The 13,443-nt window shown below is 61.6% G+C and carries 8 protein-coding genes, 1 pseudogene and 1 CRISPR repeat array (1 of these 10 only partly in view); all 9 genes and pseudogenes read left to right on the top strand.

All coding sequences use genetic code 11. The features are described 5' to 3' along the window. The first annotated feature begins 117 nt into the window (after positions 1-117). The gene (csm6, locus tag AC15MQ_RS12585; RefSeq protein ID WP_483080298.1) at positions 118-1,302 is read left to right on the top strand and encodes a CRISPR-associated ring nuclease Csm6; all 1,185 of its coding nucleotides are present in this window, start codon (positions 118-120) and stop codon (positions 1,300-1,302) included. Positions 1,303-1,515: 213 nt separating this feature from the next. Beyond that, a complete protein-coding gene (gene cas10 / locus AC15MQ_RS12580; RefSeq protein WP_483080297.1) occupies positions 1,516-4,128 on the top strand; it encodes a type III-A CRISPR-associated protein Cas10/Csm1 in 2,613 nt (870 codons plus the stop codon). 11 nt (positions 4,129-4,139) lie between these two features. After that, entirely contained in the window at positions 4,140-4,619 is a 480-nt protein-coding gene (csm2, locus tag AC15MQ_RS12575) for a type III-A CRISPR-associated protein Csm2 (RefSeq protein WP_287666156.1), read from the top strand. Positions 4,620-4,623: 4 nt separating this feature from the next. Next, positions 4,624-5,346: a type III-A CRISPR-associated RAMP protein Csm3 gene (gene csm3 / locus AC15MQ_RS12570; RefSeq protein ID WP_332337033.1), complete on the top strand. Its 723-nt coding sequence runs from the start codon at positions 4,624-4,626 to the stop codon at positions 5,344-5,346. Beyond that, positions 5,343-6,329 carry a type III-A CRISPR-associated RAMP protein Csm4 gene (gene csm4 / locus AC15MQ_RS12565; RefSeq protein ID WP_483080296.1) on the top strand — a complete coding sequence of 329 codons (987 nt, stop codon included), beginning with the start codon at positions 5,343-5,345 and terminating at the stop codon, positions 6,327-6,329. The genes csm3 and csm4 overlap by 4 nt, the downstream gene beginning before the upstream one ends. Next, complete coding sequence (gene csm5, locus AC15MQ_RS12560; RefSeq protein ID WP_287666164.1) at positions 6,326-7,987, top strand: type III-A CRISPR-associated RAMP protein Csm5; 1,662 nt, start codon at positions 6,326-6,328, stop codon at positions 7,985-7,987. The genes csm4 and csm5 overlap by 4 nt, the downstream gene beginning before the upstream one ends. Before the next feature lie 116 nt (positions 7,988-8,103). Then, positions 8,104-8,415 carry a CRISPR-associated protein Csx16 gene (gene csx16 / locus AC15MQ_RS12555; protein WP_287666165.1) on the top strand — a complete coding sequence of 104 codons (312 nt, stop codon included), beginning with the start codon at positions 8,104-8,106 and terminating at the stop codon, positions 8,413-8,415. After that, entirely contained in the window at positions 8,412-9,926 is a 1,515-nt protein-coding gene (gene csx16, locus AC15MQ_RS12550) for a CRISPR-associated protein Csx16 (protein WP_483080295.1), read from the top strand. Before csx16 (AC15MQ_RS12555) ends, csx16 (AC15MQ_RS12550) begins: the two co-directional genes overlap by 4 nt. A gap of 2 nt (positions 9,927-9,928) precedes the next feature. Beyond that, positions 9,929-10,822 (top strand): annotated as a pseudogene (gene cas6 / locus AC15MQ_RS12545) (CRISPR system precrRNA processing endoribonuclease RAMP protein Cas6); the annotation flags it as partial. Positions 10,823-10,923: 101 nt separating this feature from the next. Then, positions 10,924-13,443: direct repeats of the CRISPR family, unit length 36 nt; unit sequence GTAGAAAACCAGCCCTGATTTCTAAGGGATTAAGAC; it runs 2,587 nt beyond the window's last position.

Raw genomic sequence — 13,443 nt, 5'->3', positions numbered from 1 at the left:
TCGGGACCGGGCCGGAAAGTAAGCCCGCCGACCCCGGCACCGCAAGCTTGCCGTTCGTCCACGGCGCGGGAAAACGGCGACAATCCCTGCCGTTCCCACGGTCATTCCTTCGCCGCCATGCTCAACGCCCGCCAGCAACCGGACCAGTTCCCGCGCCGCATTCTCGTCGCCGTCACCGGCCTGTCGCCGCAGATCGTCACCGAGACCCTCTACGCCCTCGCCGTTGCCCCGACGACGAACGCGTTCATCCCCACCGAGATGCACCTGATCACCACCCGCAGTGGCGCCGAAAAGGCCCGCCTGGCCCTGCTCTCCGAAGAACCGGGATGGTTCCACCGCCTCAGCCGGGACTACGCGCTGCCGCCGATCGATTTCACCGCCGCCACCATCCACGTCCTCGAAGATGCCGACGGCAGGCCGCTCGACGACATCCGCTCGCCGGAAGACAACCGCCGCGCCGCCGACGGCATCACCGCCCTGATCCGCGAGTTCACCGCCGACCCGGACTGCGCACTGCACGTCTCGATCGCCGGCGGCCGCAAGACGATGGGTTTCTTTCTCGGCTACGCGCTGTCGCTCTACGGCCGCCCGCAGGACAAGCTCTCGCACGTCCTGGTTTCGGAACCCTTCGAGTCCAGCCTCGGCTTCTACTACCCGACGCCGAGCAGCCGCGTGCTCGAAATGCCCGGCGGCCGCCTGGTCGACTGCGCCAGCGCGCAGGTCACGCTCGCCGAACTGCCCTTCGTCAGCCTGCGCCACGGCCTGCCCGAAGCGCTGCTCACCGGGCGCGCGAGCTACAACGAAACCGTCGAAGCCGCCCGCCACGCGCTCGCGCCCGCCGAACTGCAGATCGACCTCGAAGCGCGCCGCGTGCGTGCCGCCGGCAAGGCATTCGCACTGCCGCCGGCCGAACTCGCCCTGCTCAGCGTCTTCGCCCGGCGTGCGCTGCGCGGCGAAGCGCCATTGCCGGCACCGGCCAAGGAACTCCCCGACGCCGACTGGAAGCTGCGATACCTCGTCGAACTGCGCTGGATCGCCGGGCCGATGAAGGACCTCGACGAAACCGAGCGTGCGCTGCGCCTGGGCATGGACGGCGGCTACTTCTCGGCGCACCTCTCGAAGCTCAAGAAGATTCTCAGGCGAGAACTCGGCCCAGCCGCCGAGCCCTACCTGATCAGCGACGGCGGAAGCCGGCCTCGGCGCTACCGGCTCGAACTCCGGTCAGAGGCCATCTGGTTTGGTCCTGTCGATTCAGCCACGCCCGAGCTGGCCCCAACTCGCTCGAATTCAGCCAGTGCCTGAAGCCATTCATGCACCAGGGTGTGGCCCCAACTCTTCGTAAAAGAGGGGACGTGCAGCAATTGACAATCGCAAGCTTGCCGACGACAGCGGTAGGGCCTTCTTGCAGTATGCTCCGGTTTGATCGCACGACTCGGCAGGCAGTGCTGCCAAGTTCGCGTGGCGATATTCGTGTCGATAACCATCAGCGTTGAAAAAGGGACCACGAAAAACATCATGAACGACGGAAACGATCTGCTCGGACGCGGCTGTCGCGTCGCTTTTGCTGCACTTCTGCACGATTTGGGAAAGTTTGCCGAGCGAGCCGCCTTGCCCGACATCGACCGCGATCGTCTGGACGCCCATCTGACCAACTACTGCCCATTTCGCGAGAAGCGCTATCACAGCCACCGGCACGCGGCGTGGACGGCGTTGATGCTCGAGGTGGTCGAGCGCACGGCTCCTGACCTGATCCTTTCTGACATGGCGCCTTTTGCCAGCCGACAGGGCGGTTGCGACATCACCGACTCGCTGGTCAACGCTGCGGCCATGCACCATAGGCCCGTGAGCTTCCTGCAGTGGATCATCGCCACGGCAGACCGCGTGGCATCCGGTTTCGAACGTGAGGAATTCGAGCGCTACAACGCTGGCGAGGACAAAACGAGCACCGGGCGCAACCACTACCAGGCGCGTCAGCTAACCCTCTTCGAGCAAATCAGGCTCTCCGACGCGCGAGGCGCGCGTGTGACGCCCGAAAGCCTGCAATGGAGATACCCATTGCGGGCGTTGACGCCCGAATCCCTGTTTCCAGTCCCGCGCAAAGGCTACGAGCCGGAACGCGATCCGCCTGCTCAGGCCGAATACCGGCTACTCTGGACGGAATTCCTCCAGGCTCTCGAATCGATCCCGCGCACTCACCGCAGCCAGTGGCCACTCTGGCTGGACCACTTCGATACGGCCTGGCAAACCTTCACGCACGCCATCCCGGCAGCCACAGCCTTTGGTGTAAAGCCCGATGTCTCGCTCTATGATCACAGCAAGACCACGGCGGCGCTGGCCACTGCGCTGTGGCGCTGGCACGAGGAGTTCGGCCAGACGAGCGATGCAGCGCGCGAGGCACTGGCCAGTCGAGCCGACTGGGACGACGAGAAGTTTCTCCTCATTCAGGGCGACTTCTTTGGGATCCAGCAGTTCATCTTCGCGGATGGCGCCCAGACCAACCGCAGTGCTGCCCGCTTGCTGCGTGGCCGATCATTTCAGGTCTCGCTGTTCACCGAAGTCGCCGCCCTCAAGGTGCTCGAAGCCTGCGAACTGCCCGCGACCTCCCAGATCATCAACGCTGCTGGCAAGTTCCTGATCGTCGCCCCGAACACCCAGGGAATCCGCGACCGCCTCGACGCAACGCGCAGCGAACTCAACGCATGGTTCCTGCAGCACACTTTCGGACTCGCCGGTCTGGGGCTGATCGGCAAGGCGGCAAGCTGCAACGATTTCCTCAAGGGTCGCTTTCGGACACTGATCGACGAACTGTTCGGCGACCTCGAAGCCGCGAAACTCCATCGCTTCGAGCTGGTCGGCGACGCCCCCCGCGTCTTCGCCGTCACCTACCCTGACGGTCCTTGCCCCTACAATTCACGCTTGCCGGCCGATGAGCGGGGCTCAGCAGCACTCTCTCGCGACCAGATCGCTCTCGGCACGCAGCTCGCCCGAAAATCCCGGCTGCTGATCGTCGACGCTGACAGCGAGCTGCGTGCCGACGGCATCGTCACTCTGGAGACGGCGATATTCGACTACCGGATCGCCTTTACCGGCAACGAAGAGGCTACCGGCCGCTTCGGGCCGCTGGCGCAATCCGGCGCACTGCGACGCTGCTGGGACTTCAGCCTACCGGAGAACCTTCGAGACACCCTCTGGCACGGCTATGCCCGACGCTACATCAATGCCTACGTGCCCCGGTTCGCTGAAGTCAACCCATGGACCAGGGAAAAGTATGCGGACCAGCTTGCGGAAGACGACGGTTCAGCGATTGAGCCGGGAGCCGGCAAGACCTTCGGCCACATCGCCTGTGAAGACCGGCAACCGCGGGACGAGCGCGGCGGCTGGCAAGGCCAAAGCGCCCTGATGACGCTCAAGGGCGATGTCGACAACCTCGGTCTGGTATTCCAGAAGGGCCTCGCCGAACCCACCTTCGCCAAAATGGCCGCCCTGTCGAGGCAGATGAACGCCTTTTTCGCGGTGTGGCTGCCGGCCTACTGTGCCGAAAACCATCCGGATACCTACACCGTTTTCGCTGGTGGTGACGATTTCTTCCTGATCGGTCCCTGGCACAGCACGCAGAAACTGGCTGCCGACATGGCGGCGCAGTTCAGGACCTACGTCGCAGAAAACCCGGAGATCCACTTCTCGGCCGGAATGGTGATGAGCAAACCGGGGCTGCCCATCCACACCCTGGCCAGCCAGGCGGAAGAAGCGCTCGAAGCAGCCAAGGGCGGCGGCAAGAATTCCCTCACCCTCTTCGGTCAGCGCATCGCCTGGCCGGACTGGCCGACGGTCAGCGCAGCCCAGAGCGAACTCGAACAGCTCGCGAACGATTACCGCCTGAGCACCAGCTACCTCTATGGGCTGCTGGACCTGATCCGTCTCGCCTGCGACACCGGCAACCCCGAATCGGCGATCTGGCGCAGCCGCTTTGCCTATCGCACGCGCCGCTACGTCGTCGACAAGCTGAAGTTTGCCGAGCGGGAGACGGCGCAGGCTCGACTGGCCGGCTCGCTCGGCGAGCGGGGCATCGCCCGCTTGCGCGGCGCCTACCGTATTCCCCTTTTCAACCACTTCTACAAACAACGTTAAGTGAGGAAACCATGACCAACGGACGCTACCAGGGCAGTGGCCCACGCGCTGCCGACACGAGACCGCATCAGGCCGTCAGGACGACACCCACGATCGAACTGAGCGACATCAAGTTCGGCGAAGGCCTGAACGAACTCATCTTCGCCGATATCGCGCAGGACAAGGCGCGCATCGTGGCGGCCGCCGGCGAAGGCACGAAGAACAAGTCCACGCAGTTGCGCAAGTTTTACGACGAACTGGTCATGTGGCAGGAAAAGGTGGGCCTTGAGCAGAACGCCGAGGCACGGCAGGCACGCTACCGGGAACTGGCGCCTTACATCAAGATGCTGACCGCCAAGGTGGCGTACGCCCGTGCGCGCAATCACGTCGACGTCTGCTTCGAGAAGCTCTTCGGCCACGTCGTCCGGCAGATCCAGTGCCCCGAAACCCTGCAGCACGCCAAACTGTTCATCGAGGCCTTCATGGGCTTCTACAAGGCCGAGGAGAAATAACGCCATGCCACAACTGACCGCGATCACCACCATTGAAGCCAAGCTCGAACTGCTCACCGGCCTGCGCATTGGCGCGGGCGACGCGGAAATGCAGATCGGCGGCGTCGACAACACCGTAGTCAAGCACCCGATCACCCAGTCGCCCTACATTCCAGGTTCGAGCATCAAGGGGAAGATGCGCAGCCTGCTGGAATGGAGGAGCGGCGCAGTCCAACAGGGACCGCTCGACAAGCGCGCCCACGACGATGCTCGTGGCAGCGTGCAGGGCGAAATCAGGCGCATCCTGCAACTCTTTGGCACGGGGGGCGGCGAATTCAAGGACGACCCGGCCTTCGCTGCCGAAATCGGTCCCTCGCGGCTTGCTTTCTGGGATTGCGCCCTCTGTCCGCAGTGGGAGAAACAGGTTCGCGACAATCATCGGTTGCTGACGGAAGTGAAAAGCGAGAACCGGATCAACCGGATCTCCGGCGTGGCCGAACACCCGCGCAACACCGAGCGCGTCCCGTCCGGAGCCAGTTTCGACTTCCGGCTGTCGATCAAGCGCCTCGCCGGCGATGGCGACGATCTCCTGGAGACCGTGCTCCAGGGCCTCAAACTGATCGAATTCGACAGCCTCGGCGGTTCCGGTTCGCGCGGCTACGGCAAGGTACGTTTCGCCCAGCTACGCATCGATGGCCAGGACGGGCAGCCGCGTTTTGACCAGGTCCAGGCATTCCCGAACCCATGAAGACCTGTCGCCTTACCCTGCAACCACGCACCGCCTTTGGCACCCCGCTGGCCGGAGACACCCTCTTCGGCCAGCTCTGCTGGACGCTGCGCCATCGGCACGGCAATCCAAGGCTGAACGAGCTGCTCGAGGGTTACACCGCGGGCCGGCCCTTCGCCGTCGTTTCCGACCCGTTGCCTTTCGGCCATCTGCCGCTGCCCAGCCTGCCCTCCACCTTCTGGAACGGTGCCACGGAGAAGCGCGCCGATCAGGCCAAGATTCTTAAGAAGAAACGCTGGCTGCCCCTCGCGGGTGTCGGCGAGCCCCTTCCGGAATGGCAGCGACTCGCGCGCAGCGATGCCGAAGCCGCGCAAGCCATCACGGGCGTCGACACCAGACCACAGACCGAGCGCGCGCAGCCGCACAACAGCATCAACCGCCAGACGGGTACCACGGGCACCGGTGCGTTTGCGCCATACACCCAGTCGCAGCAGTGGTTTGCCCCGGCGATGCGCTTTCAGCTCTACGTCGCACTGGACGAAAGCCGTTTGACGCTGACCGAACTGCACGACGCGCTGGCCGCCATCGGCGAGACCGGGTACGGGCGCGATGCCAGCATCGGTCTCGGCAAGTTCGCACTCGACCAGGACGCAGACATCGAGCCACTCGCCGGCCTGCACCACACGCAGGGCGACGCCTGGCTCACACTTGGCCCGACGGCGCCGCAGGGACTGGGCTTCTGCCGGGAACGCAGCTATTATCAGCCGCTTACCCGCTTCGGCCGTCACGGCGACATCGCCGTTCACAGTGGCAACCCGTTCAAGCGGCCGGTCCTGCTGGCGTGTGGCGGCGCCGTCTTTTCCCCGCTGCAGGACCTCACTCGGCAGGCCTGCATTGGCCAGGGACTGGCCGGCGTCTCCGACGCCATGCCGGAAACCGTGCACCAGGGCTACGCCCCGGTTCTGGGGATTCGCCTGCCGGCCAGCGGAGTCCGCCGACCATGAACTTCCTGCAGACCATGCGCCTCGCACTGACGCCCCTCTCGCCAATCCACATCGGCTGCGGCGAGGATTTTGAACCGACCAATTACCTCATCGAAGACAACACACTGTTCGCTTTCGACCCCAGCCGCGCCCGCCTTCCCGAACCACTCGCCAGGCGTCTCGGCGAACTCGGCGAGCAGGCCGACCTGCTCGGTATCCAGCGCTTCTTCCGCGACCATCGGCAGCACTTCCTGCCGCACGCCGACGTGCTGATCCCGGTTGCCCCCGGACTGGCGGCGGACTACGAAAAGCGGGTCGGCAACGTCGCCAACCGCGAAGCCAACGGCAATCGGGTCTTCAACGACCTGTCGATCGAACGTGCGACGCAGAGCAACGGGCAACCCTACATTCCCGGCAGCAGCCTGAAGGGCGGACTGCGCACGGGGATGCTCGACCACCTGAACGATGGCAGGCCGCCTCTGTCGAGCGAACGTGGTCGAGGGCCGAATAGCTGGGACAGCGCCCGGATCGAATCGCGGCTGCTGCAGGGCGACTTCGCCACCAGCCCGTTGCGCCTCGTCAAACCCGCCGACCTGATGCCTGCCGGCGAAATCGCACGGGAGGTGCTTTATGCGCTGAACCACAAGAAAGACCGGGTAGTCGACCGGAACGGCAACGAGCGGCAGCCGCGCGGCATCGCCAGCCGCAAGGAATGCATCGTTGCTGGTCAGTACCGCGCCTTCACCGGCAGCCTGGCGCTGCACAACCTCGGCGAACATCGCGAGCCGACAGCGACGCCGGTTGGCAGCCTGCGGCCTGCCGACTTTGCCGGCATCGCCCGGGACAGCAATCGCTACCACCTGCCGCGCCTGCGTGCAGAGATCCGCATGCTCGATCAGCGCGGCTTCCTCGACCCCGCGTGGAAGAAAGGCATCGAAGACCTGTTGGCCGGAGATCTGCGGCCACTGATCGACACTGGCCGTGTGCTCCTTGTACGTCTCGGTCGCTTCGGCGGCGCCGAGAGCAAGACGCTTTCCGGCGAAGGCGTCGCGCAGATCAAGATCATGGAAGGGAAAGGCCCGGATGGCAGGTCACGCGCATCGTTCCACAGCCATACCAAGACCGTCTGGCTCGCCGGCCGGAATACCGAGGACCGCAGGCACCTGCTCCCGTTCGGATGGGCGCTGGTCGAAGTCGAGCCGCAAGGGGATTTGTCGCAGTTGCGCGACTGGTGCGAACTGCAGGCCGCATCGCGCCCGAACATGCACGACATCCGCGCCCGCTTCGCGCAGGCCCGGGCCGACGCCGCGCAGCACGCGGAACGACAGAGGGCCGAACGTGAGGCCACCCGCCTGGCCGAGCAGGCCCGCCTTGCCGCGGCAGCCGAACATGCGCTGCGACAGGCCAGCCTGACCCCGGCCATGCGCGAGATCGAAGCCTTCGTCGACGGTTGCGCGAAGCGTATCGAACAACTGCGCGGCGCCAAAGACAAGCCGAATACCGTCTTCCAGCAGAAGGCCAGGGCGCTGGTCGACCAGGCCGCAGCGTGGGACGCCGCCGAAAGGACGGCTGCCGCCAAAGCGATTGAGGATTGGCTCCCGAGAGTCGTTGCCATCGAAGTGAAGGAACTGCGCAAGAAGCTCGGGCTCGCCGCCTTGCGCGGAGAGGCGCAAGGCTGAACACCAATGAAACCCCGGTCCGCAGCAGCCGCGTCACCATCCGACTGGTCCGCCAGAAGGCACCCTTCTGGCGGCCGGCGCGAGGACCCACGACCCACTCCTGGTTATCGGACAACATGACCACCTGGTTCATCACTCGCCACCCCGGCGCCCTGAAGTGGGCGGACCACACCGGGCTTGCCTTCGATTGCCACTGCACCCATCTCGACCCGGCCGGGGTGCAGCCCGGCGATACCGTCATCGGCACGCTCCCCGTTCATCTGGCAGCCGCGGTTTGCCGGCAGGGTGCGCGCTATCTCCACCTGTCGCTTGATATCTCCGCGTCAGGACGCGGCCGGGAGCTCGATGCCGACCAGCTTGCCGCGTGCCACCCGAGGCTGGAGTCCTACGCCGTCACGCTCCTGCCCACCGAGGAAACCGCCTCATGACCACCACTTTCGTCACCCGGCACAGCGGAGCGGTCGACTGGGCACGCCAAGAGTCTCACCTGCCCCTGGATAGTGTCGTCAGCGGCAGTTTTGATGCCGAAAGCGTGCAACCCGGCGACCTGGTGATCGGCACCCTGCCGGCGCAGATCGCTGCGCGCATCTGCGAGCGTGGCGGACGTTACCGGCACCTGACCCTCGATCTTCCGGAAGGGTTGCGCGGCGTCGAACTCAGCGCCGAAGACATGCGCGCCTGCCACGCCAGGCTCGAGGAATTCCATATCCAGCGCAGCAGCGTGCGCGCTGGAGCAAGGCCGGCGGACGCCCTCAATGTGCATATCGTGCTCGCCAGCGGGGAGAATCTGCCAAACCTGATTCCCGCCCTCGCGCGCTCGCTCAAGGCCCACCGAGTCCTCATTCTTGCCAGCGACGCCATGCGGGATAACGCAAAGCGATTGCAAAACGGATTTCGCGTCGCGGGGCTTGCCGAGAACCATGTGCGAATCCGACCGGGCTGCCCTGACCACGACGTGCCGACGATCCTCGCCTGGGCGCGCCGGTGCGCCGACGACATTGCGGCGGAATTTCCGGCGGCCCGCCTGATCCTCAACCTCACCGGTGGCAACAAGCTGATGACCATCGCTTTCCTGCAGGCCTTCCGGCCATGCGCCGAGATCATCTACTGCGATACGGGAAATGATCGTATCGACTATTTTCACCCCATCGGGCAGGCGGCGGAGAGACTTCCGGTCAATCTGCTTAAACTTCGGCCCTATCTTGCCGTGCAGGGCTACCAATCGCGCGAGGAAACTCCCGACTCGGAGGGGATCCGGGAACGTGGCGACCTGACACGCGCGTTGGTTGAACTGGCACCTCGCATCCCCAACCTGCTCGGTTTGCTCAACAGCGCTGCATCCTGCTACCGGGACGCTCGGCTCGATCGTGCCTTCGTCGGGCAACCCACTCGGAGCGACGAAAAGGAACTGGTTGATCTGATGGTCGAGCAAGGATTGCTCAACGCCACCGGCAGTCGCCTCGCGATCGCCAATGAAACCGCGAGCATTTACCTCGGAGGCGGCTGGCTCGAAGAATGGTGCTGGCTGATCGGCAAAAAACTCGAGGAGGGCGAAAGCGGCAAGCGCCTGCGTGTCGATCGCTGGGGGATCAATCTCAAGATCGATCGCTGTGACTCGCAGACGCTCCCCCGCCCCGGCCAGTATGCCCTCAACGAACTCGATGCGGTGTTCATCCACCGCAACCGCATGCTGCTCATTGAGTGCAAGAGTGGGGCGCAGGTCTCTGAACGAGGGAAAAGCCAGGACATCCTCAACAAGCTCGAGACCTTGGGCAAGCACGTCGGCGGGCGGCTCGACACCAAATGGCTATTGACCGCTCGGCGTATCGAACCAAACAGCCAGGCCTGGCAACGCGCAATAAAATACCAAATCACCATTGTTCCCCCGCAGGAGCTGATCAAGCTTGAAGACAAGATCATCGGCTGGATGACGCGTTGACCATGCTACCCGTCGCCCGTTACCGCTACCACTTCATTGCCCTGACGCCGGTGCAGTTTCCCGAATGGTCGGGCTCCGTGCTGCGCGGAGCCTTCGGGCACGCACTGCGCCGCATCGCCTGCATGACCCGGCAGAAGGACTGTACCGGCTGCCCGCTGCTCGCCACCTGCCCTTACCCATCGATCTTCGCCCCCCCACCCGTCGACAACGCCCTGCAACGGCTGACGCAGGCTCCCGCACCCTACGTCATCGAACCTGCCGACTGGGGCGCTCGCCGCATCGAAGCCGGCACGGCCTGGCACTTCGACCTCGTTCTCTTCGGGCGGGCGCTGAAGGAGCTGCCGATGATAACCCTGGCCTGGCGACAGGCTGCCCGTCGGGGCCTCGGCCCCGGCGACGGACAGTCGGAACTCGACTCCATCGAGCGGATGTTGCCCACGGGAGCACGCGAGAAGGTTCTGGCCACACCCGACGGGAGTCTCGAGGATCATCGCGTCCTCGCTCCCGACTGCAGCGCGCTCGCGTGCCAGCGCCTGACCCTCCACTTCCGGACCCCACTTCGCCTGCAGGACAACGGACGCGCCGTCCCACCGGCGCGCCTGACTGCAGACCGCCTGCTGATGGCCGCAGTACGGCGCGCGAGCCTCATCGCGGAATGCCACGCATCCGGCCCACCGAACTGGGACTACCCCGCGCTCGTCCGCCTGGCGAAAACCATTCTGGGCACCAGGAACCTGAAATGGCAGGACTGGACACGCCGCTCTTCGCGCCAGCAACAGTCGATGCAACTGGGTGGAGCCATCGGCACGTGGCAACTGGAGGGGGAGCTCACCCCTTTCATGCCCGCGCTGCGAATCGGCGAATGGCTGCACATCGGCAAGGAAACCGTGTTCGGTCTCGGACGCTACGATCTCGTAGACAGCTCAGCGAACCTCGCGTCCGACGGAGATCCGTCTCTCGAACCTATTGATTTTACGAAACAAAGCGACACGCCGCAGTAGAAAACCAGCCCTGATTTCTAAGGGATTAAGACGATACGAGCGTTCTCCAACAATCTGGAAAATCATGTAGAAAACCAGCCCTGATTTCTAAGGGATTAAGACTCGACCGTGAAGCGACCGTGATGCCCGCGCCGTAGAAAACCAGCCCTGATTTCTAAGGGATTAAGACTCGTTGATTGGTAGTCATTCCCCAAGCATTCTAGTAGAAAACCAGCCCTGATTTCTAAGGGATTAAGACTCGATGCTGCGCTTACGCGGGGTAATGAACCCCAATCTCGTAGAAAACCAGCCCTGATTTCTAAGGGATTAAGACTATTCTTCTGGCGTCATGCTGGTTACGGGCTGCCGTAGAAAACCAGCCCTGATTTCTAAGGGATTAAGACCGCGCCGACGAAGCCATTAGCTTTCGTTGCTGCGTAGAAAACCAGCCCTGATTTCTAAGGGATTAAGACATACGGGTTTTCCTTGAATCCTCCCCGCATGTAGAAAACCAGCCCTGATTTCTAAGGGATTAAGACCAACCATTAGCTTTCGTTGCCGCGGCCGCTTCCGTAGAAAACCAGCCCTGATTTCTAAGGGATTAAGACGTTACTGGATTCGACGGTAAAGCGACCGTAGTGACGTAGAAAACCAGCCCTGATTTCTAAGGGATTAAGACGGCCAGCCGCATCACCTTCACCATCGGCTCGCGGTAGAAAACCAGCCCTGATTTCTAAGGGATTAAGACACCACCTCGACCTGCAGTATCAGGTCGTCGAGCCGTAGAAAACCAGCCCTGATTTCTAAGGGATTAAGACTGGCCTTCCTGTTTGAGAAAAAGGCGATGCCTGTAGAAAACCAGCCCTGATTTCTAAGGGATTAAGACGTTTCCGATTATCTCGATGCTGCGCTTTCGGGCGTAGAAAACCAGCCCTGATTTCTAAGGGATTAAGACCCAGATGCGAGACAGTACCGTTAGCGTCTGTGGCGTAGAAAACCAGCCCTGATTTCTAAGGGATTAAGACACATGGCGTAGAGCCCGCACTCGATCTGCAGCTTGGGTAGAAAACCAGCCCTGATTTCTAAGGGATTAAGACGCGGAAAAGCTCAACGCCTTTGTATTCTTCGGGGTAGAAAACCAGCCCTGATTTCTAAGGGATTAAGACCTGAGTCTTTGGAGTGACGGACCGAACGCGCGGGGGTAGAAAACCAGCCCTGATTTCTAAGGGATTAAGACAGCTTCACGTTCTCGTTCACCCCGCCGACCTCGCGGTAGAAAACCAGCCCTGATTTCTAAGGGATTAAGACTCCCTCGCGGCGTCCTGGTACGCGCAGAACGGGGTAGAAAACCAGCCCTGATTTCTAAGGGATTAAGACCTACACCGTTGTGACGGTGCTTCCTTCTGCCGAAGTAGAAAACCAGCCCTGATTTCTAAGGGATTAAGACTTTTTGCCTGTTCCGACTGATGAATTGCTTGAAGGTAGAAAACCAGCCCTGATTTCTAAGGGATTAAGACCTAACTAACTCAACTGCTATTTTAAAACATCTTGTAGAAAACCAGCCCTGATTTCTAAGGGATTAAGACATTATAGAGTTCATCTAGGTCATCTGTAACAAAGTTGTAGAAAACCAGCCCTGATTTCTAAGGGATTAAGACGTTTGTAACGAGAGCGGCTACCAAAAACTGTTGAAGGTAGAAAACCAGCCCTGATTTCTAAGGGATTAAGACGCTTGCTGTTCGGCTTTCTTAGCGGCAATTGCGTAGAAAACCAGCCCTGATTTCTAAGGGATTAAGACGTGGCGCGCTCGATTGCCGGACAGTGCTCTGCCGGTAGAAAACCAGCCCTGATTTCTAAGGGATTAAGACCGGCGCCTTGGTCTTAGGCTCTCGCGGTTCTTTCGTAGAAAACCAGCCCTGATTTCTAAGGGATTAAGACTTCGGCAAGCGGTCTAGTGCTGACGCGCGAAAGTAGAAAACCAGCCCTGATTTCTAAGGGATTAAGACGAAATCTTGAAGATCATTTTCCTGATCCTAGGGGTAGAAAACCAGCCCTGATTTCTAAGGGATTAAGACTCGCATCTGTGATGCGACCAGAAAACACAACCTGTAGAAAACCAGCCCTGATTTCTAAGGGATTAAGACGTGCCCGCTTTGTTCGCCCTGAAAAGTTCTACCGTAGAAAACCAGCCCTGATTTCTAAGGGATTAAGACGCATTGATCGACCCTACGAAGCCATTAGCTGACGTAGAAAACCAGCCCTGATTTCTAAGGGATTAAGACATCTTTACTTTCGACGGTAAAGCGACCGGTATGGTAGAAAACCAGCCCTGATTTCTAAGGGATTAAGACGCGTGGAACTGCTCGCAAACCAGAATCCTGTTTGTAGAAAACCAGCCCTGATTTCTAAGGGATTAAGACACGCCTACTGCATTCCCGGTATGGCGAACGATGCGGTAGAAAACCAGCCCTGATTTCTAAGGGATTAAGACCATGATGTTTCCTTTCAGTGGTGGGTGAGTCAAGTAGAAAACCAGC

Source organism: Candidatus Accumulibacter propinquus, from assembly GCF_056856495.1.
The sequence above is the reverse complement of the archived record's forward strand: the minus strand, read 5'-3'. Positions and strand labels throughout refer to the sequence as shown.